The organism is Pseudomonas protegens (assembly GCF_013407925.2).
GTDB lineage: Bacteria > Pseudomonadota > Gammaproteobacteria > Pseudomonadales > Pseudomonadaceae > Aquipseudomonas > Aquipseudomonas fluorescens_AP.
Map to the genome: position 1 here is coordinate 967,196 of NZ_CP060201.1, position 22,843 is coordinate 990,038.

Annotated in this window: 26 protein-coding genes, 1 tRNA gene and 2 pseudogenes; 4 read left to right on the forward strand and 25 right to left on the reverse strand. The window is 58.3% G+C overall.

From position 1 onward, the window contains the following. Window positions 1–56: 56 nt before the first annotated feature. The 6 genes and pseudogenes from GGI48_RS04455 to GGI48_RS04480 form a co-directional block, all read right to left on the reverse strand. On the reverse strand, window positions 57–719 hold the full coding sequence (locus GGI48_RS04455; protein WP_179597225.1) for a DUF2625 family protein: 663 nt from the start codon (window positions 717–719) through the stop codon (window positions 57–59). 158 nt (window positions 720–877) lie between these two features. Then, the gene (locus GGI48_RS04460) at window positions 878–1,411 is read right to left on the reverse strand and encodes a hypothetical protein (RefSeq protein ID WP_179597227.1); all 534 of its coding nucleotides are present in this window, start codon (window positions 1,409–1,411) and stop codon (window positions 878–880) included. A gap of 275 nt (window positions 1,412–1,686) precedes the next feature. Continuing rightward, window positions 1,687–2,062: pseudogene (locus tag GGI48_RS31395) on the reverse strand (DUF2280 domain-containing protein); the annotation flags it as partial. A gap of 413 nt (window positions 2,063–2,475) precedes the next feature. Beyond that, on the reverse strand, window positions 2,476–2,835 hold the full coding sequence (locus tag GGI48_RS04470) for a hypothetical protein (RefSeq protein WP_179597229.1): 360 nt from the start codon (window positions 2,833–2,835) through the stop codon (window positions 2,476–2,478). 131 nt (window positions 2,836–2,966) lie between these two features. Beyond that, a complete protein-coding gene (locus tag GGI48_RS04475) occupies window positions 2,967–3,608 on the reverse strand; it encodes a hypothetical protein (protein ID WP_179597231.1) in 642 nt (213 codons plus the stop codon). Window positions 3,609–4,215: 607 nt separating this feature from the next. Continuing rightward, a complete protein-coding gene (locus tag GGI48_RS04480) occupies window positions 4,216–4,461 on the reverse strand; it encodes a hypothetical protein (protein ID WP_260620624.1) in 246 nt (81 codons plus the stop codon). A gap of 23 nt (window positions 4,462–4,484) precedes the next feature. On the opposite strand from GGI48_RS04480, the pseudogene GGI48_RS04485 reads away from it, so the two are divergent. After that, window positions 4,485–5,096, forward strand: a pseudogene (locus GGI48_RS04485) (tyrosine-type recombinase/integrase); the annotation flags it as partial. A 111-nt stretch (window positions 5,097–5,207) separates the two neighbouring features. On the opposite strand, the gene GGI48_RS04490 reads toward GGI48_RS04485, so the two are convergent. From GGI48_RS04490 to thrS, 9 genes are all read right to left on the reverse strand, one after another. Beyond that, window positions 5,208–5,284 (reverse strand) — tRNA-Pro (locus GGI48_RS04490). 88 nt (window positions 5,285–5,372) lie between these two features. Then, window positions 5,373–5,729 carry a MerR family transcriptional regulator gene (locus GGI48_RS04495; protein WP_007920509.1) on the reverse strand — a complete coding sequence of 119 codons (357 nt, stop codon included), beginning with the start codon at window positions 5,727–5,729 and terminating at the stop codon, window positions 5,373–5,375. Then, window positions 5,710–6,012 carry an integration host factor subunit alpha gene (gene ihfA, locus GGI48_RS04500; RefSeq protein WP_002553164.1) on the reverse strand — a complete coding sequence of 101 codons (303 nt, stop codon included), beginning with the start codon at window positions 6,010–6,012 and terminating at the stop codon, window positions 5,710–5,712. The genes GGI48_RS04495 and ihfA overlap by 20 nt, the downstream gene beginning before the upstream one ends. A 3-nt stretch (window positions 6,013–6,015) precedes the next feature. Then, entirely contained in the window at window positions 6,016–8,394 is a 2,379-nt protein-coding gene (gene pheT, locus GGI48_RS04505) for a phenylalanine--tRNA ligase subunit beta (protein ID WP_179597233.1), read from the reverse strand. A 35-nt stretch (window positions 8,395–8,429) separates the two neighbouring features. Further along, window positions 8,430–9,446, reverse strand: a complete 1,017-nt coding sequence (gene pheS / locus GGI48_RS04510; protein ID WP_011060419.1) for a phenylalanine--tRNA ligase subunit alpha — start codon at window positions 9,444–9,446, stop codon at window positions 8,430–8,432. A gap of 110 nt (window positions 9,447–9,556) precedes the next feature. Continuing rightward, entirely contained in the window at window positions 9,557–9,913 is a 357-nt protein-coding gene (gene rplT / locus GGI48_RS04515; RefSeq protein ID WP_016963673.1) for a 50S ribosomal protein L20, read from the reverse strand. 30 nt (window positions 9,914–9,943) lie between these two features. Then, a complete protein-coding gene (gene rpmI / locus GGI48_RS04520) occupies window positions 9,944–10,138 on the reverse strand; it encodes a 50S ribosomal protein L35 (RefSeq protein ID WP_002553160.1) in 195 nt (64 codons plus the stop codon). A 60-nt stretch (window positions 10,139–10,198) separates the two neighbouring features. Next, complete coding sequence (infC, locus tag GGI48_RS04525) at window positions 10,199–10,750, reverse strand: translation initiation factor IF-3 (protein WP_169893379.1); 552 nt, start codon at window positions 10,748–10,750, stop codon at window positions 10,199–10,201. Beyond that, complete coding sequence (gene thrS, locus GGI48_RS04530) at window positions 10,750–12,672, reverse strand: threonine--tRNA ligase (RefSeq protein ID WP_016963674.1); 1,923 nt, start codon at window positions 12,670–12,672, stop codon at window positions 10,750–10,752. The genes infC and thrS overlap by 1 nt, the downstream gene beginning before the upstream one ends. Before the next feature lie 385 nt (window positions 12,673–13,057). Here thrS and GGI48_RS04535 point away from each other — a divergent pair, with 385 nt between their 5' ends. Beyond that, window positions 13,058–13,357, forward strand: coding sequence for a hypothetical protein (locus GGI48_RS04535; RefSeq protein ID WP_047303147.1), 300 nt, complete (start codon window positions 13,058–13,060; stop codon window positions 13,355–13,357). A 292-nt stretch (window positions 13,358–13,649) separates the two neighbouring features. Then, window positions 13,650–13,862, forward strand: coding sequence for a cold-shock protein (locus GGI48_RS04540; protein ID WP_003179963.1), 213 nt, complete (start codon window positions 13,650–13,652; stop codon window positions 13,860–13,862). Window positions 13,863–13,928: 66 nt separating this feature from the next. On the opposite strand, the gene GGI48_RS04545 is transcribed toward GGI48_RS04540, so the two are convergent. Next, entirely contained in the window at window positions 13,929–14,240 is a 312-nt protein-coding gene (locus GGI48_RS04545; RefSeq protein ID WP_047303145.1) for an I78 family peptidase inhibitor, read from the reverse strand. Window positions 14,241–14,402: 162 nt separating this feature from the next. Further along, window positions 14,403–14,708: a hypothetical protein gene (locus GGI48_RS04550; protein WP_042940719.1), complete on the reverse strand. Its 306-nt coding sequence runs from the start codon at window positions 14,706–14,708 to the stop codon at window positions 14,403–14,405. A gap of 164 nt (window positions 14,709–14,872) precedes the next feature. On the opposite strand from GGI48_RS04550, the gene GGI48_RS04555 reads away from it, so the two are divergent. Continuing rightward, window positions 14,873–15,085 carry a hypothetical protein gene (locus GGI48_RS04555; RefSeq protein ID WP_016963678.1) on the forward strand — a complete coding sequence of 71 codons (213 nt, stop codon included), beginning with the start codon at window positions 14,873–14,875 and terminating at the stop codon, window positions 15,083–15,085. 34 nt (window positions 15,086–15,119) lie between these two features. On the opposite strand, the gene GGI48_RS04560 is transcribed toward GGI48_RS04555, so the two are convergent. The 8 genes from GGI48_RS04560 to GGI48_RS04595 all read right to left on the reverse strand — a co-directional run bounded on the left by GGI48_RS04560 (window position 15,120) and on the right by GGI48_RS04595 (window position 22,815). After that, entirely contained in the window at window positions 15,120–16,148 is a 1,029-nt protein-coding gene (locus GGI48_RS04560) for a nucleoside hydrolase (protein ID WP_047303143.1), read from the reverse strand. Window positions 16,149–16,179: 31 nt separating this feature from the next. Beyond that, on the reverse strand, window positions 16,180–16,584 hold the full coding sequence (gene rbsD, locus GGI48_RS04565; protein ID WP_179597235.1) for a D-ribose pyranase: 405 nt from the start codon (window positions 16,582–16,584) through the stop codon (window positions 16,180–16,182). Continuing rightward, the gene (rbsK, locus tag GGI48_RS04570; protein WP_179597237.1) at window positions 16,581–17,498 is read right to left on the reverse strand and encodes a ribokinase; all 918 of its coding nucleotides are present in this window, start codon (window positions 17,496–17,498) and stop codon (window positions 16,581–16,583) included. Before rbsK ends, rbsD begins: the two co-directional genes overlap by 4 nt. Before the next feature lie 24 nt (window positions 17,499–17,522). Continuing rightward, window positions 17,523–18,545 (reverse strand): LacI family DNA-binding transcriptional regulator, encoded by a 1,023-nt coding sequence (locus tag GGI48_RS04575; protein WP_179597239.1) that lies wholly within the window; start codon window positions 18,543–18,545, stop codon window positions 17,523–17,525. Between the two features lie 3 nt (window positions 18,546–18,548). Continuing rightward, window positions 18,549–19,526 (reverse strand): ABC transporter permease, encoded by a 978-nt coding sequence (locus GGI48_RS04580; protein WP_016963682.1) that lies wholly within the window; start codon window positions 19,524–19,526, stop codon window positions 18,549–18,551. Then, the gene (locus GGI48_RS04585; protein ID WP_016963683.1) at window positions 19,523–21,076 is read right to left on the reverse strand and encodes a sugar ABC transporter ATP-binding protein; all 1,554 of its coding nucleotides are present in this window, start codon (window positions 21,074–21,076) and stop codon (window positions 19,523–19,525) included. Before GGI48_RS04585 ends, GGI48_RS04580 begins: the two co-directional genes overlap by 4 nt. 57 nt (window positions 21,077–21,133) lie before the next feature. Then, window positions 21,134–22,090, reverse strand: coding sequence for a sugar ABC transporter substrate-binding protein (locus tag GGI48_RS04590; protein WP_047303138.1), 957 nt, complete (start codon window positions 22,088–22,090; stop codon window positions 21,134–21,136). 272 nt (window positions 22,091–22,362) lie between these two features. Continuing rightward, window positions 22,363–22,815: a hypothetical protein gene (locus GGI48_RS04595; protein WP_047303136.1), complete on the reverse strand. Its 453-nt coding sequence runs from the start codon at window positions 22,813–22,815 to the stop codon at window positions 22,363–22,365. Window positions 22,816–22,843: the final 28 nt, after the last annotated feature.

Sequence of the window (22,843 nt, forward strand, 5' to 3'; positions counted from 1 at the left end):
GGGCGCCGGCCAATACGCCACAGGCCAGCGGGCCGCTACTGGCTGCTGCGGGCGAGTCAGCCGGGCAGCGAGGCTTCACCGTCGAGTGTGCGAGCCAGGTCCAGGTGCATGGCCCAGAGTTCTCCGACCTCGATCATCGCGCGGTGGCTGTGCTGGACCGAGCCCTCCTGGGTCCAGAGAAACGGGTAGAAGGAAAAACACTGATCGGCACTCAGTGCCTGGACATCAAGGTGCCAGTCATCCCAGCGAAGGTCCTGGTAGAAAACGGCCAGCTGGTCGCTCAAGGCCCAGGCGAGAAAGTCGCTGTAGCCGATGTCCAACGGCTCCCACAGCAGCGTATCGGGCGCCCAGTAGTACATCGCCCCCACATCAGAGCCCAGACCGCCACCGTTGATGGCAAAGAACCCTCCTGCGGCGTCATCAGCCACCAGCAAGGCCCCCTGGACGCGGCCGTCATTCCAATCGACAAGATTGCGCGACAAGTGCCGATGCCCCGACCCCAGCACCCGCAACCAGCCGTGGTCGATGAGCAACCCACCGGTTTCGTAAGCCATCGCTCCCAAGGTTGAGTGAGTCGTGACTTGCAGCGCGGACAGCAACCTGGCGTTGTCGCTGGATGGGGGCAGTAGCTGATAGTTGCGACGGGTTTCTTCCAGCAGGCTCATGATCAAAGGCAACGCCGAATCGCCGCTGTTTATCAGATCTTGCAAGCTTCTCATCGACCGTTCCCTGGAAAAAGGAACGGATTATATCCACCTGGTCGTCAGTGCGGAGCGGGTCATATCGATGGGGGCTCAGCGCGTCACCGGCGTCCTGTACCGCGCTGCCAGTTGTCTTGAGCCGGCAGCCATGGGGGGCCTTTCTAGAATGCCTTTCATCACTGCCGCAAAGTGCCTGAAACTTTTTCAGGCGCTTTTGCAGCAGCCGCCGCGGGTTCTAAGCCGACAGCCTCTGGAGATTTTGGTGATTGCACAGGCGCTTGCTCCTGCAACTGCCTGGCGCTCTTGCGCTGCTCCTGGGCTTCAATCCAGTTAGGCACCGTCGCCATCATGATCTTGATGGCCTCAAACACAGCCATCCCGCCCACCCAGCGGACGAGTTGCTTGTCGACATCGTTAAACGCGAGTGTTTGCTGCTGGCGCTCTTGTTCCCTCACCTGTCGCAGATTCTCCCGATAGTCCTCGTAGTCATGCGCATAAGGCAACGTTGCCCATAGAACGTTTGCAGAAGGCCAACCCGCAATCACAAGCATCGAGGCGTAGGCGACAAACAATGGAATACGCCCACGAAAACGCAGGATCAACATTGAGATCGACATGAAGCACAAGACATAGAGCTGGAACGGAACAAGGAGAATGGCTAAGGACTCCCAATTTTCCCAATGGCGCAAGACCCACAACGTCGTTAACACTGATCACTCTCCATCATTTACAGACCACGGAAATCCAGGGACTGCGGGGCTGGCTGTTCCACCCAGCAGCAAACGTCAGTACGCGTTTCACAGGGCACGTACTGGATTCTGAACTTTGCGCATAAACGGCCGATCATTCCTTTTGATCTCTTGCCAATGGGGCGCAGATCGTAGCGCATCTTCAAAGCAGGCATCAGCTGCTTCCTCACATCCACCACATCGACCTGGATGCGGGTCGGGATCAGCGGCTCGTCGTCCGGCTCTTCCTTGCGGGCCCGGTTGACGTACATATCCCCGCACTCCTTGGTGGCCTGCTCATAAAGCTGGGCAGTCAGGGCCAGGTTGCGCATGCTCTCGGCCTTTTCGGCCATCCTGGCCGGGCCGCGGAGGCGAAGTGCGCGGTTGGCGCCGTGTCCTCTCGAAAGCGCTTGCGGGTCTCCTCGAACAGCTGCTTCCACTTAGCCGAGAGCCCTTTCCCGGACATCTTCGTCGGGTCATGCGATTCAATCTGCTGGCGGGGGATGATGAAGGCCGGCACATCACCGAACCAATCACACATCTGTTGCCCCATCCGGGCCTTTTGCCATCCACCGACCCGAAACGCTACCTGCTCGGCCTGCCCCAGGACTATGCGGTCCTCGATGCCCACATGACACGGATGCCTGCATCCAGTAGGTGGGCGTGGTCTTCGTTGTGGATGCTGCCAGTGTCGGTAAGGATCTCGGCCTGAAGCCGTTCCCATACCTCTGGTGCTAGAGCCAGGCGGATAAGCGCTTACCAGTCCAGTCAGGTCATGGGCGCAGACAGCACCCGAGAAGATGAAGACGGCCCAGGCCTTTCGGTCCACCAAGTCGTCACGGTGCCACCAACTCGCGGCGAACGCGCCAACCAATCCCGCGGTCAACCACGTATCAAGCCTGTCGAGCAGGCGGTACAGAAACTCCGTGCGCTCGACTCCGTGGGCTTAATCAAAAAGGCTTTTTCCGGTTTGGGCGAAGCCCAAAGATTAAAATCACTAGATAGAAGACCCGGCACATGGCCGGGTCAGTGGCTACAGATAGCCTTTATGCAACCAGGTCCCAGGTAATGGCCAGAGATCCAGTCGCGGTAGTACCTGGGAGCCAGGAACCAGCGGTCACCCATAGCCCCATACCAGCAGGTACGAACAGTGGAGCCGGGAGGAGGACCTGGGAATGGCTGTTCGCGACAGCCGGACCATTGCCATTGAAAATGCAGCGAGTACTAGCATCACCGGTAATGGTAGGCGCTGTCTCCGAGGCATACAGATTGACGTACCCACTGGTTGGATCGATGGAAGCTGTCTGAATGGTCAGACCGTTCACGTTCTCGGCTGGCGAGACGATCTGTACAACCCCCTTCGGGAACAAATTGCCGAAGTGTTTACCAATTTTTACTGCGCTCATTTTTAACACCTTTGAGTCGAATGATTGTTCACGGAGGATTCCGCTTTCATGTCGCTCAGAGGCGATGTGTTCGAAGCTCTTGGCTTTCAACAAGCAGGCCACTAAGGCCCGATACAGCTGAGCACCATCTTTTACTTGGTAATGAGCATGTCGATGGTGCTGGTGTCGCAGACGTAGTTGGCCTTCTTGTCGAGGACCACGTAGAGAGCAGAACCTTTGGTGACAGGTACTTTGCTGGCCGAAAAGACAGCACCGTTACCTCTGCCCAAGCTACCAGACTGAAGAACCGTGTCCCCCTGATTCAAAGACCAGGCAACGCCATCACCGCAACTACTGTGAATACTGCTTACTCGCCCGAGAATGTTGACCTCGCCCACCACAGGACTGGTCCAACGGATGACGGTCTGGCTGTTCTGGCCCGGGTGAAATGCCACGTCACCAGCTGCAATGGTAAAGCTGCCGTTTGCCGTGTAGGTGTAAGGTTTCAGGTGAACCGACACGTGTGCCCCAGATACTTGATCCATCCAGCATGTAGCCGGGAGGTTGTTACATGAGTCGGCTTTGAAGTACGGCAGTGGGACGTAGTTTTCGGCCTTGTTCACACCAGACGAGTTCTGCATAAACGACCAAGGAGAACCTTGTGGGGTACTCTCCTTTGCCAGAATTACATCCCTTGCCAAGTTCCAAGACATTGCTGTGTCAGCAAAGGCACTCATGCTGGCACCAAAAAGCGCCAACAAACCGAGCAGGGAAACACTGATAGTCTTTTTCATTTGGATTGCCTATTGAGTCGAATGATTTGTCGCGGATGATTCCGCTTTCATGTCGCTCAAGGGCGATAGCTCGAGGCTCAAAGCCTTCACTCGGTCACATGCAGATCAGCACCTTCATCAAGCTGATACTCGCATCCTATGTGCTCGAGGAGTGGAATGACTATCTCAGCAAAATACTGTCTATTCAACCAGTATTTTGCGAGATACGTTTCATCCCTATAAATCTCATTCTTTCGATAAAATTCCCGGCGTCGACACCTCAGCGCATCGATCTCGCAACTCCAGTCTCGCGCCGCCCTGTAGCATTGATGGAGCAGAATGCGTGGGCTGCTGGTGTTGATTCGGTACGTCGTACTATCCGGCTATCGACGTCCAGGCATTCCCGAGGACTGTCCTGGCTACAGGTGAAATCGAAGCAATAAAAAACCGGCGCAGTGGCCGGGTTCAGGATTTTGTGTGCGTTTCGCGTTACTTGTGCACCGCGAGAAAAGTACGCGTAAAAGCCTGTCATATCAATATTATTATGCTGCCTTTTTGTCAGTTCCCGCGCAGATCATCTGCCATACAGGTTTCTGAGCCTGAATATCCACTTCCTTGATCAGTTCTGTCAGGACTCCCACAATCCCAGCCAATCACGCGTCCAGCTCTTCGGATCGATCGTGACCCCGAAGAACTCTTTCATCTCCGCGGCGACTCGGGCCGGCCCCCACTCCGCAGCACCGTGAGCCTCCCCCTTGTAGAACTGAAGGGCCAGGGTTACCAAGTATTGAGCCTTCACACGCTTGACCGATGTCAGGTCTGGCAACGCGACCTCGGCGGTAATCAGCAGCACTGCGCTCAGCAGGTCGCGCATGTTCATCGCTGGGTGGTACAGGTAAAGGCCTGTGCCCGGACAACCCAGCAGCCAGCACCATCAACCGAATCGAGAAGAAGCAACGCAAGCGGCACACCGTCGAAGGCCTGAAAGCCATCCGGGAGAAGTCGCCGTTCTGGCTGCAGAACGCGATCGACCTCGCGCTGATCACCGCGCAACGCCGGACGGACATCTTGAACATGCGATTCGATGGTGTTCGGGAAGGTTATTTGTATGTGGTGCAACAGAAGACGGCCAAGGCCAGCGATGCGGCATGGATTCGGTTCAAGGTGACCGAAGAGCTACAGGCCGTTATCAGCCGGTGCCGGGATGACATCGTCTCGCCTTACCTAATCCATCGCCGGCCAGACCGCAAGAAGCAGAAACAGGCGCAGACGAAAGACCACTGGACACAGGTCGAAGAACGATATCTGACGCGAGCCTTCAAAGAAGCCCGGGAAGCGGCGGATTGTCACAAGGGATGGAAAGAGGAGGAAATGCCGGGCTTCCACGAAGTGCGGGCGCTGTCACTACACCTCTATCAGAAAGCCGGAAAGGATGGTCAGAAGATCGCCGGCCACGCCAGCGAGACCATGACCAAAAACTACCAGAAAGACCATGCCGAAATTGTCTAGTCAGAAGCAATTCCAGACCTAAATATCAGCGAAATTACCGGTTAGTTTTGCGCAGGCACAAAAAAGCCGATCAAAAGATCGGCTTAAGTGTCTGATTTTCATCAGAAAATATGGTCGGGACGGAGTGATTCGAACACTCGACCCCTAGCACCCCATGCTAGTGCGCTACCGGACTGCGCTACGCCCCGACTAGGCGTGAAACCTGTTTCACTTCTCAGGAAACGTTGAGGAATATACCGCAAGCTTTTGAAAAGTGGAAGTATTTAAAACAGAGAATTACTTCTTGAGCACCACAAGCACATCTTCCAGCTCAGAAATCATCTGACGGATCAGTTGCTTGTACTGGGTGGTGTCGTCTTTGGCCTCATCACCGGAAAGGCGCAGACGTGCGCCACCGATGGTGAACCCCTGATCATAGAGCAGCGCGCGGATCTGCCGGATCATCAGCACATCCTGGCGCTGATAATACCGGCGATTTCCGCGGCGCTTGACAGGGTTGAGCTGAGGAAACTCCTGCTCCCAATAACGCAGCACATGCGGCTTGACCGCACAGAGCTCACTGACTTCACCAATAGTGAAGTAGCGTTTACCCGGAATCACCGGGAGCTCGTCGTTATGACTTGGTTCCAGCATATGCCTCAACTCGGGCCTTCAACTTCTGCCCTGGACGAAAGGTGACCACACGGCGAGCCGTGATCGGGATTTCTTCACCCGTTTTAGGGTTGCGGCCAGGACGCTGGCGTTTATCCCGAAGGTCGAAGTTACCGAAACCGGACAATTTGACCTGTTCGTTATCTTCGAGAGCATGCCTGATTTCTTCAAAGAACAGCTCGACCAATTCCTTGGCCTCGCGTTTATTCAGGCCTAGCTCTTCGTAGAGACGTTCGGCCATTTCAGCTTTCGTCAGAGCCCCCATACGTCACTTCCTTAACGTGGCGTTCAACCTTTGTTCGAGCGAGGTGAGGATATTTTGCGTCGTGGAGTTCACCTCATCGTCATTAAGAGTGCGCGATGGATGCTGCCAGGTCAAGCCGACGGCAAGGCTTTTTCTATGCGGATCAATGCCTTTACCCTGGTACACGTCAAATAGCCTGAGGTCTGTCAGCCACTCACCTGCATTTTCACGGATTACGTCCAGAACAGCGCTTGCCGCAACATCACGATCTGCCAGCAACGCCAGATCTCGACGCACCTCTGGGAAGCGTGACAACTCATGGAACTTCGGCAAACGCCCCTGAGCCACTTCGCTCAGAACCAGTTCGAACACATAAACCGGACGGTCCAGCCCTAGGGTCTTTGCCAACTCAGGGTGAATCGCTCCCAAATAGCCGATCTCGCGACCATCGCGCTCGATACGCGCAGTCTGACCAGGATGCAGCGCAGGATGCTTGCCCGGAACGAAAGTGAATGTATCCAGAGCCCCAGCAATCCCCAACACGGCCTCAACATCCGCCTTGACGTCAAAGAAGTCCACGACATCGCGACCTTGCGCCCACCCTTCAGGCAAGCGACTGCCACAAACGACGCCCGCCAGCATTGGCTGCTGCTTCAACCCTTCCAACTGGCCGACGAAACGCAAGCCACTTTCAAACAAGCGGACACGATCCTGTTGACGGTTCAGGTTGTACTGAAGCGCCTTGACCAGCCCCGGCCACAAGGAAGAACGCATGGCTGCCATGTCGGCTGAAATAGGGTTGGCCAGCAGTAGCGGTTCGGCACCTGGACTGAACAGCTCAAAGAGTTTTGGATCGATGAAACTGTAAGTGATTGCTTCCTGATAGCCACGAGCAACCAACAGACGCCGCAATGCGGGCAGATCACCTTGCGCTTCGGCCTTCGCCTGAGGCGCCAGGCGAGCCTGCGGATAGCGAACCGGCAGACGGTTGTAACCATAGAGACGCGCCAACTCTTCGATCAAATCGACTTCAAGACTGATATCGAAACGATGGCTCGGCACTTCAACACGCCATTGCCCTGCTCCATCGGCAGTCACTGCCAGACCCAGTCCGGTGAGCAGACGCTCGACTTCAGAGCCGTCCATTTCCATGCCCAACATCTGGGCAATGCGTTCAGCGCGCAACGTGACAGGCGCTACAGACGGCAAGTGCTGCTCACTGACTGTTTCAATGATCGGGCCAGCGTCACCGCCGGTGATCTCCAGCAACAAACCGGTCGCACGCTCCATAGCTTCGCGAGCCAGCTGCCAATCCACACCGCGCTCATAGCGATGGGACGCATCAGTGTGCAGGCCATAGGAACGGGCCTTACCGGCAACCGCGATCTGATCGAAGAACGCGCTTTCCAGGAATACATCACGCGTGTTGGCGGTGACGCCACTGTGCTCGCCACCCATCACACCGGCAATTGCCAGGGCACGGGTATGGTCAGCGATCACCAAGGTGTCGCTACGCAGTGTCACTTCCTGACCGTCGAGAAGAACCAGCTTCTCGCCCTCTTCCGCCATGCGCACACGAATGCCACCGTTAATCTCCGCGAGATCAAAGGCATGCAGCGGCTGACCCAGCTCGAGCATCACATAGTTGGTGATATCCACCGCTGCATCGATGCTGCGCACATCGGCGCGACGCAGACGCTCGACCATCCACAGCGGGGTCGGCTTGGAAAGATCGACGTTACGAATGACCCGGCCCAGGTAGCGTGGACAGGCGACTGGAGCCAGGACTTCCACAGGACGAACTTCGTCATGGGTGGCAGCCACTGCCTTAACTTCCGGACGCTGGACTTTCGCCGCGTAAAGCGCGCCGACCTCACGGGCCAAGCCGGCCAGGGACAGGCAATCACCACGGTTTGGCGTCAGATCGACCTCGATACTGGCATCGTCAAGATTCAGGTAGGCACGAATGTCGTCCCCCACCGGAGCATCAGCCGGCAACTCCATCAGGCCGTCATTGCCTTCGCCGATCTGCAGTTCTGCCTGCGAACACAACATTCCGTTGGATTCAACGCCACGCAGCTTGGCTTTCTTGATCTTGAAGTCGCCCGGCAGCTCGGCGCCAATCATCGCAAATGGGACCTTCAGACCCGGACGCACGTTGGGTGCGCCACAGACCACCTGGAAGGTTTCCGCGCCATTGCTGACCTGGCACACACGCAGCTTGTCGGCATCAGGGTGCTGCTCGGTGCTCAACACCTCGCCCACCACTACCCCACTGAAATCACCGGCGGCTGGCGTTACGCTATCAACCTCAAGACCGGCCATCGACAGACGAGCAACCAACTCGTCGCGACTTACTTGCGGGCTAACCCAGCCACGCAACCATTGTTCACTGAATTTCATCCTGCTCTCCTAATAGATTCGTTACGGACGCGCGACTAGCGAAATTGCGCAAGGAACCGCAAGTCGTTGTCGAAGAACAGGCGCAAGTCATTGACACCGTAACGCAGCATGGCCAGGCGCTCAGCGCCCATGCCGAAGGCAAAGCCCTGGAACTCTTCCGGGTCGATCCCGGACATACGCAGCACGTTCGGGTGAACCATGCCGCAACCCATCACCTCCAGCCAGCCAGTCTGCTTGCAGACCCGGCAACCTTTACCGCTGCACATCACACATTCCATATCAACTTCGGCGGAAGGCTCGGTGAACGGGAAGTAAGAGGGACGGAAACGCACGGCCAGTTCTTTTTCAAAGAACACCCGCAAGAACTCTTCAATGGTGCCTTTCAGGTCGGCGAAGTTGATATCGCGGTCGACCAGCAGGCCTTCGACCTGGTGGAACATTGGTGAGTGGGTGATATCGGAGTCGCTACGATACACACGGCCCGGGCAGACGATGCGAATCGGCGGCTGCTGCGATTCCATGGTGCGGACCTGTACCGGCGAGGTATGGGTGCGCAACAACATGTTTGCATTGAAATAGAAGGTGTCATGCATCGACCGGGCCGGGTGATGACCGGGGATGTTGAGCGCCTCAAAGTTGTGATAGTCGTCTTCGACCTCAGGGCCTTCGGCAATGCCATAGCCGATATGGGTGAAGAACTGCTCGATACGTTCCAGGGTCCGCGTAATCGGGTGCAGACCACCGGAGGTCTGGCCACGGCCCGGCAGGGTTACGTCAATGCATTCGGCTGCGAGCTTGGCGCTGAGTTCCGCCTCCTCGAAAGCGGCTTTGCGCGCATTGAGAACCTCTGTCACACGCTCCTTGGCCACGTTGATCAGCGCACCGACTTGCGGGCGCTCTTCGGCCGGGAGATTGCCCAGGGTCTTCATCACCTGAGTCAGCTCGCCCTTCTTGCCAAGGAAGTGAACCCGGATCTGTTCCAGGGCATTGATGTCTTCAGCGTGTTGCACGGCCTCAAGTGCTTGAGAAACCAGCGCATCCAGGTTTTCCATGTACAGACTCCAGATACAAAATAGGGGAAGAGCTTGAAGGCTCTTCCCCTATTTATGACGTTTAACACCAGAGCCCACGATAGGTGAGCCCGGATGACTGTCGGGGGTACTTAAGCCAAGGTGGCTTTAGCTTTCTCGACAATCGCAGCAAACGCCGCTTTTTCGTTCACTGCCAGATCAGCCAGAACCTTACGGTCGATCTCGATGGACGCCTTTTTCAGGCCAGCGATCAAACGGCTGTAAGACAGACCGTTGGTACGAGCACCAGCGTTGATACGAGCGATCCACAGAGCGCGGAACTGACGTTTTTTCTGACGACGGTCACGGTAGGCGTATTGGCCTGCCTTGATTACCGCTTGCTTGGCAACACGGAATACGCGCGAGCGTGCGCCGTAGTAGCCTTTAGCAAGTTTCAGAATTTTTTTGTGACGTTTACGGGCAATGACGCCACGCTTTACACGAGCCATGAGTTACTTCCTCTATTCTTGATCCAAAAATTAACGAAGGCGCAGCATGCGCTCGACTTTTGCCACGTCAGACGGATGCAGCAAGCTGCTACCGCGCAGTTGACGCTTACGCTTGGTCGACATTTTGGTCAGGATGTGGCTCTTGAAAGCGTGCTTGTGCTTGATACCGTTAGCAGTTTTCAGAAACCGCTTAGCAGCACCACTTTTGGTTTTCATCTTTGGCATGTTCGGATACTCCGCATTCAGTTGATAAACATAATCAGAAGGCCTGCCGTGCCCTGTTGATTACTTCTTCTTTTTCGGGGCGATGACCATGATCAGCTGGCGTCCTTCCATCTTAGGATGCTGTTCGACCGAACCGTACTCTTGCAGGTCAGCTTCAACCCGCTTGAGGAGTTCCATCCCCAGCTCCTGGTGGGCCATCTCACGGCCGCGGAATCGCAAGGATACCTTGGCCCTGTCCCCGTCACTCAGGAAACGTACCAGGTTGCGCAGTTTTACCTGGTAATCCCCTTCCTCCGTCCCTGGACGAAACTTGATTTCTTTAACCTGAATCTGCTTCTGGTTCTTCTTCGCAGCGGCAATCTGCTTCTTCTTCTCGAAGATCGATTTGCCGTAATCCATCACCCGGCAAACAGGCGGGACTGCGTCGGCGGAAATTTCCACCAGATCCAGCTTGGCTTCTTCAGCTATACGAAGCGCTTCATCAATCGAGACGATGCCAATCTGCTCGCCGTCAGCGCCAATTAACCGAACCTCGCGTGCCGAGATATTCTCGTTGATCGGGGCTTTCGGTGCAGCTCGTTTATCTTGTCTCATATCACGCTTAATAATAATTACTCCGAATCTTGGCGACCACGCCGGGAAACCGCTTGTGCGAGGAACGCCGAGAATTGGTCCACAGGCATCGAGCCCAGGTCTTCACCTTCACGGGTACGCACAGCGACAGTCTGCATCTCGACCTCCCGATCTCCAATAACCAAGAGATAGGGAACCTTGAGCAAAGTATGCTCGCGGATTTTAAAGCCGATCTTTTCATTTCTCAAGTCGGACTTGGCACGAAATCCGCTTTGATTGAGTGTTTTTTCCACTTCGAGGGCAAAATCTGCCTGTTTATCAGTGATATTCATCACCACGGCCTGAGTCGGAGCCAACCACGCGGGGAATGCACCCTCGTAATGCTCGATCAGAATCCCGACAAACCGCTCAAAGGAACCGAGGATAGCCCGGTGCAACATCACCGGATGCTTGCGGCTATTGTCTTCGGAAACGTATTCAGCGCCCAAACGAATAGGCAGGTTGAAGTCAAGCTGCAAGGTGCCGCACTGCCAGACACGCCCCAGGCAATCCTTCAACGAAAATTCGATCTTCGGACCGTAGAACGCCCCCTCACCCGGCTGCAGATCGTACGGCAACCCGGCACTGTCCAAAGCGGCAGCCAAAGCATTTTCCGCGCGATCCCACAAATCATCGGAACCCACGCGCTTTTCAGGGCGAGTGGAAAGCTTCATCTCGATGTCTTTAAAGCCGAAGTCGGCATAGACATCCATGGTCAGCTTGATGAAAGCAGCAGACTCGGCCTGCATCTGATCTTCGGTACAGAATATGTGTGCATCGTCCTGAGTGAAGCCCCGCACGCGCATGATGCCGTGCAACGCACCTGACGGCTCGTTACGGTGGCAAGCTCCGAATTCGGCCAGGCGCATCGGCAGTTCGCGGTAGCTCTTGAGCCCCTGGTTGAACACCTGTACGTGGCACGGGCAGTTCATTGGCTTGATCGCGTAGTCGCGGCTTTCCGACTCGGTGGTGAACATGTTCTCGGAATAGTTGGCCCAGTGCCCGGACTTCTCCCAAAGACTGCGATCGACCACTTGTGGCGTCTTGATTTCCAGGTAACCGTTTTCGCGCTGCACCTTGCGCATGTACTGCTCAAGCACTTGGTACAGGGTCCAGCCATTGGGGTGCCAGAATACCATGCCCGGCGCTTCTTCCTGGGTATGGAACAGGCCCAGACGCTTGCCGATCTTGCGATGATCGCGCTTCTCGGCCTCTTCGATACGCTGGATATAGGCGGCGAGCTGCTTCTTATCCGCCCAGGCAGTACCGTAGACCCGCTGCAACTGCTCGTTCTTGGCATCACCACGCCAGTAGGCGCCCGAAAGCTTGGTCAGCTTGAAGGACTTCAGGAATCGCGTATTCGGCACGTGCGGACCGCGGCACATGTCGACATATTCTTCGTGATAGTAGAGGCCCATTGCCTGTTCATTTGGCATGTCCTCCACCAGGCGCAATTTGTAGTCTTCGCCGCGGGACTTGAACACTTCGATGACTTCAGCTCGCGGCGTAACCTTCTTGATCACGTCGTAGTCTTTCTCGATCAACTGCTGCATGCGCTGCTCGATGGCAGCCATGTCCTCAGGAGTGAAAGGCCGTTCGTAAGCGATGTCGTAATAGAAGCCTTCATCGATGACCGGGCCGATGACCATCTTGGCACTCGGATACAGCTGCTTGACGGCATGCCCCACCAAGTGAGCGCAAGAGTGGCGAATGATCTCCAGCCCCTCTTCGTCCTTTGGCGTGATGATTTGCAGGGTTGCATCGCCGTCGATCACATCACAGGCATCGACGAGCTTGCCGTTGACCTTGCCGGCCAAGGTGGCCTTGGCCAGGCCGGCACCAATGGATGCGGCGACCTCGGCTACGGAAACCGGATGATCGAATGAACGTTGACTGCCGTCGGGAAGAGTAATAGTGGGCATGGCGCCTCCTCTCCTAGTGGTGACCCCTACCAAAGGTCACGTGGGTTGGGATGAGCCAGTACGCGATTCAGTCCAGCCGTTCTATAACAAACGCCTGCCTCACAGTGGCAAGAGCCTTGCGGCCAACCAGGAAACCGAACCAGAGTGACTGGGGTTCACATCAAAAATTAATGAGGCATAGACTGCGAGGGAAGTGAGATACCCAAAGCTTGAAAACACCCAAGCCGGGCATGCTAGCACAGATAATTCCCAGCATCGCGCAGCATATTTCACGCCATCCACTTTCCTGCCTTTTGTTGGAAGAAAGTGAACTTGCGATGTACGTCGAGCCTCGAATACATCGAGAATCGTCGTCCTAGTCATCGACCTCAGGAGAACCCGTCCCATGCGCCTCACCCAACTGCTCGCCCTCGCCGCCCCGCTTGCCCTGCTTCTGCCGTTGAGCGCACAGGCTGCCTGGCCTGCCGGAACTCGCGCCGACTACATGAAGGACTGCACCGCCGCAGCCAGCCAAAACATCGATGCCAAAAGTGCAGAGAAGCACTGCGCCTGCGGGGCAGACAAGCTGAATGAAAAATTCACCACCGAGGAAATCAAGGAACTGATGAGCAAAACCAAGCAACCCAGCGCAGAACTCAGAACCCGAGCACTGGATGCCATCGCTGCTTGCCGAGTGGTCAAATAACTAGCCCGCGCCGGGAACAGGCCGTGTCCAGTCTATTAAACGAGTTTGAAACGCGGCTTTTTTCACAATTTACAAAGCTTTTACGGGGTTTTTTATCACCATTTGTTTTCCGCAAAAGCCGCTTAAACCGCGGCCTGCAGCCAACTCGGAGAGCAAAATACAGCGGCACACCAGGCAAAGAACTCCTACGGGGGGCTCCCAAGTCGAACATTTCGACTATGATAGCTCGGTGTGCCCAGTTGGCCTGAGCAGCACAGTACTACTGAAAATATATGTTTCTTGGAGATACACCATGTCTAATCGCCAAACCGGCACCGTAAAATGGTTCAACGATGAAAAAGGCTTCGGCTTCATCACTCCTCAAGGTGGCGGTGACGACCTGTTCGTACACTTCAAAGCTATTGAAAGCGACGGTTTCAAGAGCCTGAAAGAAGGCCAAACCGTTTCCTTCGTGGCTGAGAAAGGCCAAAAGGGTATGCAAGCTGCACAAGTTCGTCCTGAGTAATTTCTCAGCGAGCTAAAAAAACCCCGTACATGTGACGGGGTTTTTTGTGGGCGGGTGAAAACCTACTCAGCCGCAATTGACCCGAGTCACCACCAGGCCGGCATCCGTGTTGAGGTTCAAGCGGTCGGAGCGGTATTCCAGGGTGATCATGTCGTTAGGCTTGAGGAAGCGCGCATATTGCGCCCCAGAACGACTGCGAGCCTGCTCCAGCAGCTCTGGAGAAGCTTTCTTACCGATGGCGAATTCGGCAGCCGATGCTTCACAACGCGTGTGCCCGGACTCAGAGGCCACAGGTTCCTTTGTCGACCCGGCGGTGCTGCAGCCACTGAGGACGACGGCGGCCAACAAGGTTCCGAATGAAGCGAGCTTCCAAGGCATGAAGCCTCCTTTTCAAAATTAAGCAGAGATCGTGCGACAGTCGATTTTGCGTTTGGTTTCAAAAACACATGGCCTTTTGCCCTGCCCCACGGCTGGCGGACAAGTCTGCCTCAGCCATCGCCCCACTTTCACAGGACAATCGTCACTGAATATGAACGGCATTCAATAGATGTCGATATAGTCAAACGCCGGCTTCGGCCAGTTCTGCTTGAGTGCATTGAAGATCTGCATCACCCACACCTCATCGCTGGCCGCCACGTTGCCGACGTAACCGGACCCCGCCGCCCAGGTTTCCAAGCGAAACAACAGGCCCTCGATCTCGGCACCGCCCACTACCCCCGAAGAGATGTAAGCCATTCCGCCCTTGGTGACACGCAACTGGGTATGCACGCTGTCACTGGCCGAAGCCAGAAGCTGACGCACCGCCTCCAGGGTCAGGGCATCAGGCTGGTTCAAATCGATTTGCACAGTGGCTTCCTTGAGCGCAGGAAAAGCGCCAGTGTCGCACAGCACCTGCCTGATGCCTAAGTCGCAGTGCCAAATGCCCGGCAACATGGTTAACTCTGCGCCGTAGCAAACACCTGCCCAGGCCCTGGCCTGAGGCCCGCCTTATCCGAATTCGTGAGACCTTCATGGCTACCGTGAGTATTGACGCCGACATCAAAGCCAAATGGCCCCAGGGGCAGTGCTCCTACAGCCCAGGAAGCCCGGAAGAGTTGGCAATCATTGGCATCGATCTGCTGGTCAAGGAACTGGGAACCCAGTCCGCCCGGGCCTTCATCGAGCAGGTATTGGAGAAGTACCCGACCGACCACCTGGGCGCCCAGGACCCGGAGCGAGAATAGAACCCCGCAGACAGGAAGCCTGCGGGGGCACGGCTTACTTGAGTCGGGCCAGACGCTCGGTGAGCAAATCGAAGAAGCCCTGAGCATCGCCATTCTCAACCCAGAACACGTTCTTTTCCTGCTTCAGGCCGTCGTACCAATCGACAATGGTCTGACCAAAAGTCGGCCCTTCACGACTGTCGATGACCATGTTGGCCTGGCGCCCGGTGAACAGCTCGGGCTTAAGCAGATAAGCGATCACCGTCGCGTCATGCACCGGACCACCAGGAATCCCGTAGTGCTCCATGTCACCCTTGACGTACTCGTTGAGGATATCCCCCACCACTTTGCTGGCATGGTTGTTCAAGGCCGCGATCTTCTGCAGCCGAGCATCACTGGTCAGCACCTTGTGAGTCACATCCAAGGGCAAGTAGGTCAACTTGACGCCGCTCTTGAGCACCACTTCCGCGGCCTGGGGGTCGGCGAACAGGTTGAACTCGGCCACCGGCGTGATGTTGCCGCCATTGAAATGCGCACCGCCCATGACCACCACTTCCTTGATGCCCTGGGTGATATCCGGAGCCTGGACCAGCGCCAGCGCCAGGTTGGTCTGCGGACCGAGCATGGCGATGGTGATGCTGTGGGGCTTGGCTGCGCGCAGGGTATCGATCAGGTAGTTGACCGCATTGCCCTGGGCCAGAGGCGCCTTGGGCTCATGCACGGTCACCCCGGAGATACCCTCCTTGCCGTGGATGTTCTCGGCGTAGATCGGCGTGCGCAGCAGTGGCTTGGGCGCCCCTGCATAGACCGGCACCTCCTCACGCCCCGCCCACTCTCGAGCCAGTCGGGCATTGCGCGAGGTCTTGTCCAGGCGCACGTTGCCCGCCACCGTGGTCAAGGCACGAATGTGCAGCTCTTCGGGCGAAGCCAGGGCGAACAGCAGGGCCACCACATCGTCGGCCCCCGGATCGGTATCGATGATCAGATCGATTTTTTCCGCCGCCTGAGCGCCGGTAGCAGTGAGCAGAGACAAAAGCAGCAGACTCCGGAACCAGTGATTGAATAGCTGAGCATAGCGGTGCATGGCGCACTCCTTGTGCAGGGTATGAAAAGGCCTAGAAGGTCACCCCGGCAACCAGGGCGATGTTGCAATAGGGCTGGCACTCTCCGGTGCGGACCACCGCCCGGGCCTGTCGACAGAGCACCTTGAAATCCTCGTGACTGAGCAGTTTGCGCGCTCCCAGTTGGCCACTGAGGTTCAGCTCATCGAGCCCCGACAGAGGCGGCGGCCGCTTGAGCAGAATCTCCTCGGCCAGCACATGGCTCTCCACCTGCATCTCACTGAGCAGCACCTTCAGCGTGCCGAGAAAATCGGGAACGCCGTGGGTCAGGGCCAGGTCGATCAACTCGACGCCCGCAGGCACCGGCAAACCGGCATCACCGATGACCACGATGTCGCCGTGCCCCAGGGAGGCGATCAAGCGTGACAGGGCAATGTTGAGCAAGGGGGTCTTTTTCATGAGGGAACAAACGCCTGAACGTCGGACAGCGTGGGAATGGAAGATTGTGCGCCAGCCCGGGTCACCGACAGCGCCGCGGCGGCCTGACCAAAGCGAATCGCTTCGACCTCGCTCTTGCCGGCAGCCAGCGCCGCGGCAAAACCACCGACAAAGGTGTCCCCCGCCGCCGTGGTGTCGACGGCCTTGACCTTGGGTGCCGGGAAATACTCGCAGCTGCGGCCATCGGCAAACAGCAAGCCTTGCGCTCCCAAGGTAATGATGACCTTGCCGGCGCCGGCGGCGATCAAGCGACCGGCCGCCGCCTCGGCGCTCTCCAGGGAGTCCACGGTCACGCCACTGAGCGCCGAAGCCTCGCTTTCATTGGGAATCAGGTAATCGATCGAGCCATACCACTGGCCCGGAAGCGGCGCGCTGGCCGGCGCCGGATTGAGAATCACTGTCTTGCCCAGCTCGCGCCCGCGCTTGAGGGTGTAGCCCACCGTCGCCATGGGCACTTCCAACTGACAGATGATCACCTCGGCCTCCTGCAGCACCTGATCGAATCCTGCGACCTTCTCGGGACTGAGCAGACCATTGCCGCCAGCGACAATGACAATGGCGTTCTGGCTGCTGTCATCCACCACGATCAGGGCCACGCCGCTGGAGCCCTCGACCACGCTGACGGCCTGGCAATCGATCTGCTCGGCGAGCAAGGCGCCACGCAATTGCTCGCCATAGGCGTCATCGCCGACACAGCCAACCATCGACACCTGCGCCCCGAGCCGGGCTGCAGCCACCGCCTGATTGGCTCCCTTGCCACCGGACACCGTGGCGAAGGACTTGCCAATCAGCGTCTCGCCCCCACGGGGCAGGCGCTCGGCCCGGGTAACCAGGTCCATATTGAGGCTTCCCACTACCACTACTTTTGCTGGCATACATCGATACTCAATCATTTGGGTTCAGCGGTATTCGGCAAAGGCGCCGCCCAGCGGCGCCGTCGATTCCCGCAAGACAATATTCGGCGTCACGATGCGCTGGTCGACCGGCAACTCGCGCGAGGCGATCCGGCGCAGCAGCAACTCTGCCGCGGTCTCGCCCAACTGCAGGATCGACTGGCCGACCGTGGTCAGCGCCGGGTACACATAACGACTCATGAGAATGTCGTCGAAGCCAATCACCGAGAGCTGGCCGGGCACGCGGATATTGCGCTCCGCGGCCGCCCGCAGCACGCCGATGCCCATCATGTCGTTGCCGGCGAAGATCGCGCTGGGCCGGTTCGGGCCATCGAGCAACTGCGCCGCCGCCAGATACCCCCCGGTGCTGCTGAAATCACTTTCCAGAAGGCGCGAAGCCGGCACCGCAACCCCCGCTTCGCGCAACGCCTGATGAAAGCCCGCCAGACGCAACTGCGCCACGCTGGTCTGGGCCGACCCCCCAATGCAGGCTATGTCACGATGCCCCAGCTCCAGCAGGTGCCGGGTCGCCAGGTAGGCACCGTATTGGTGGTCGATGCGCACCAGATCGGCATCCACTCCATCCAGCCCGCGGTCGACGATCACCATCGGCGTGCGCACCCCGGCCAGGCCCTGGGCCAGGCCGCTGTCGCCTCCAGCGGAGGTCACGATCAAGCCGTCGATGCGTTTTTCCAGCAACACCCGCAAGTAGTTGCGCTGCTTCTCCGGGTTGTCGTCGGAGTTGCAGAGAATCACGCAGTAACCGTTGCGCTCGCAGTAGTCCTCGATCCCGCGCGCCAGCTCGGCGAAGTACGGGTTGAGGCTGTTGGGCACCAACAGGCCGATGGTCGCCGTGGTCTTGGCCTTGAGGGAGCGGGCCACCGCACTGGGCACGTAGTCCAGGTGCTTGATCGCCGCCTCGACCTTGACCCGCACCTCTTCACTGACCGGGCGCGTCTTGTTCAGTACATGGGACACCGTGGTGTAGGAAATCCCCGCCAGCGCCGCCACATCCTTGATTGTTGCCATGAATCAAACCCGCCGATTGGCGCGCTGGCTGCGATAGGTGTCCAGCACCACGGCAATCACGATGACCGCACCGGTGATGATGCGCTTGGTCGGTTCGGATGCGCCGATTTGCGCCAGGCCCGCAGCCAGCACGGAGATAATCAAGACGCCGAAGAAGGTGCTGATCACCGAGCCGCGTCCGCCCATCAGGCTGGTGCCGCCAATCACCACCGCGGCGATGACCTGCAACTCCAGACCGGAGCCCGCATTCGGATCCGCCGCTTCCAGGCGAGAAATCTGAAACAGTGCCGCGATGCCCGCCAACAATCCCATCAGGCTGAACACCAGGATCTTGTAGGGCTTGGGGTTGATGCCCGCCAGCCGCACTGCCTCTTCGTTGGTACCGATGCCGATCAGGTAGCGGCCGAACACGGTGCGCGTCAGCACCGCCTGGGCCAGAAAGATAATCAGCAGGGCAATGATAAACGACGGCGAAATGCCGAAGGCTATCGGATTCGACAGCCAGGCAAAGGCGTCACCGATGTAGGCGGTGCGCGAGCCGGTCATCTGGTAAGCCACGCCCCGGGCCATTTCCAGCACACCCAGGGAAACGATGAACGACGGAATGCGCCAGGCCACGGTGATCGAGCCGGTGACGGTTCCCGCCAGCGCCGCACACGCCATGCCCAGCAACGCCGCAGGCAGCACGCTCCAGCCCCAGCCGAGGATCGCCACACTGACCGTCGAGGCGGCCAGGGCCAGCACCGAGCCGACGGACAAATCGATGCCGCCGATGATCAGCACAAAGGTCATGCCCACCGCCAGCACCATCAGGTCGGGTATCTGGTTGGCCAGGGTGCTGAACGTGTCATAGGAAAGGAAGTGGCTGCTGAGCAGGGAGAACAGAACGATCATCCCCAACAAGGCCCCCGCCAGCCCCAGGTAAGTGCCGAGGCCGTAGTAATGGCCGCCTCGCTTGCCGCTTGCAGGTGCAGTATTCATGGTGCGTTCCTGGGCGCCGCTTCATCGAGCAGCGCATCTGGTTTCTGATAGCCGGCAAAAGCGGCGGCAAGCAATTCGTCCTGGGTCCAGCTGTCACGTTCGAAGGTGTCGATCAGGCGCCCGGCAGACAGCACGCCGATGCGGTCGCAGATCAGCATCAACTCGCGCAAGTCGCTGGACACCACCACCAGCGCCTTGCCCTGGCGAGTCAACTGGCCCAGCAGCGCGTAGATATCGAACTTGGCCCCGACATCGATGCCGCGAGTCGGCTCATCGAACAGCAGCACCGAACAGTCGCGCTCCAGCCAGCGGCCGATCACCACCTTCTGCTGGTTGCCACCGGACAATTCACTGACCCGTTGCGCCGGGCTGGAACTGCGGATGCGCATGGCGTCGATCTGCCGCCGAGCCAGTTGCTCCTCGCCCTGGCCATTGACCAGGCCGCGGCGGGAAATCGCCGGCATGTTGCCCAGGGCGATGTTGGCGCTGATCGACTGGGTCAGCAGCAGGCCCTCGCCCTTGCGATCCTCGGTAATCAGGGCAATGCCGTTGGCCACCGCATCCACCGGCGAGCGAATGCTCACTGGCCGCGCCGGCGTACCCAGGGCAATGCTGCCGCTGTCGGCGAGGTCGGCGCCGAAGATCAGCCGCAGCAGCTCGGTACGCCCTGCCCCGATCAGCCCGGAAATCCCGAAGATCTCGCCACTGCGCACCGCAAACGACACATCACGGACCTTGTCCGAACGGCAAAGGTTGCTCACGGTCAGCGCCGGAGCGCCGATCTTGCGTTCGCCCAGATCGATATGCTCGCCCAGCTCGCGCCCCACCATCAGGTTCACCAGCTGCTCACTGTTGTAGTTGGCCATGGGTTCGACACAAACCAGGCAACCGTCACGCAATACGGCAATGCGCTGGGCGACCCGGGCCAGCTCTTCCAGGCGATGGGAGATGTAGATGATGGATACGCCCCGAGCCTGCAGGCGGGTGATCTGCTCGAACAGCATCTCCACTTCGCGAGCGGTGAGCATGGCCGTGGGCTCATCAAGAATCAGCACATGGCAATCGCCGATCAGGTTGCGCGCAATCTCCACCATTTGCTGGTGACCGATGCCCAACTCACCCACCAGGGTGTCGGGATCGATGGCGTCCAGGCCGACCTGGGCCATGGCCTCGATCGCCGCCTTGCGCAGCTGCTTGCGGCTGATCCAGCCACCATTGCTGGGCAGGTTGTCGAGAAACAGGTTTTCGGCCACCGACAGGGTCGGCAGCAGGTTGAGCTCCTGCATGACCATGCGGATCCCCAGGTCCTCGGCCTGGGTGCGGCTAGCGGGGCGATAGTCCTGCCCGTTGAACTGCATGTGCCCGGTGGTGGGACTGACCAGACCGCCGATGATCTTCGACAGGGTGCTCTTGCCGGCGCCGTTTTCTCCGGTCAGGGCCAGCACCTCCCCGCGCAGCAGCGTCAGGTCGATGCCGGTCAATACCGGTTGTGCATAGGTTTTGCCAATACCGCTGACCGAAAGGACAGCGTTCGCAGCGGAAACAGACATAGGAAACTCTCCATGCGCTCACCCTGGCGGGTGAGCGCCGTTGTGCCGTCGCAACGACTACTTGGTGACCAGCTCAACCGGAGTTTCGATCACGCCATTGGCACCGCTGTCGACCTTCTCGCCCTTGAGTATCTTCAGCGCCGTTTCGATACCGAACACCGCCTGCTTGGCGGCGAACTGATCGGCAGTGGCCAGGACCCGGCCATCCTTGAGCATCGGCTTGATGGCGTTGATGTTGTCGTAGCCCACTACCTGGACCTTGCCCGCCTTGCCGGCGGCACGGACAGCGGACACCGCCCCTACCGCCATGCTGTCGTTGCCGGCCAGCAATGCCTTGAGATTCGGGTACTCGCTGAGCATGGCCGAGGCAACGCGGTTACCGGCGTCGATCTCCCAGTCGCCCGATTGCAGCGACACCACCTTGATCTGCGCGGCATCCATTGCGTCCTTGAAGCCGGCTGTGCGCTGTTGCGCGTTGGTGGTGGTGGAAACCCCTTCGATGATCCCGACTTCATCCCCGGCCTTGAGCTGCTTGGCCAGGTACTCGCCCACCAGGCGTGCGCCCTTGCGGTTGTCGGGCCCGACGAAAGGCACGCTGATGTTCTTGCTCTTCAACACAGCGGGATCGAGCTGGTTATCGATGTTGATCACCGTGATCCCGGCATCCACCGCTTTCTTGATCACCGGCACCATGGCCTTGGAGTCGGCAGGGGCAATCACCAGGGCATTGACCTTGGAGACGATCATCTGCTCGACGATGCGGATCTGGTTGGCGGTATCGGTTTCGTCCTTGATGCCGTTGGACACCAGATCGAAATCGCCGGAGTGCTCTTTCTGATAGGCCTTGGCCCCGTCCTCCATGGTCAGGAAGAACTCGTTGGCCAGGGATTTCATGACCAGGGCGACCTTGGGTTTCTGCGGGGTGTCGGCCAGAGCCGAAGAGAGAGGAAGGGCAGCGGATGCAGCGGCCAGAACGGCGACAGCGAGTAGACGTCCAGCAAAGGGCAGCTTCATGGGTTCACTCCGATCTTATGATTATTGTGAGCAGCGTTCGCACGGCGGGGCCGCCAGGTTTCCAGTGACACTGGCCGGGGCCGTGCCTCGGAAAGATAGACGATCATCGTTCCCCGAGACTCGCGCAAACGTTTGCGTAAAACGAACTATGCGAACCTCGCCAGAGTTTGTCAACGCTGTTCAAAGTGCGATCAGAGAGCGTGGGCAGCCATCCGCAACCGGCCACGTGGAGAAAAACCTGCCCGGAAAATGCTCCCGGGCAGGCTGACGATTCAGGCGGTGGTGTTCACCAGGCCACCGGAGGAGGAGGACTCCTTGGCCAACTCCTGTACCAGTTTGCCCGAGACCTCTGCCAGGGCACCGTTGGTAGCGGCGACCTGCCCTTGAATGGCCATGACTGCCGTCTGCTTGGCCTCGGGGGTTGGGTAGTTGGCGGCCTGGGCTGCAGCCAGTTGCTGTTGCTGCTCGCGAAGTTGCTGCTGCAGCTCCTGCATGCGCTTGAGCAGCATCTTGACCACGATGCTGTGGTTGTCTTCGCTTGAGCCTTCGCTTTCAGACTGTTCGGCCTGCTTGCTGGAACCGACCCGCAAAGTGCCCGACTCGTCGGTGCCCAGCGCGCTAGACGCCTGCTCGGCGGTGGCGTTGCTCAATGCATCGATGGTTGCGGGCGACTTGCCATTGATCAGAATGGCTCCTGCCCCTGGAAATCCGACTGAAAGTGACATGGGAACTCCTGGTGAAAAATCCTAGAAG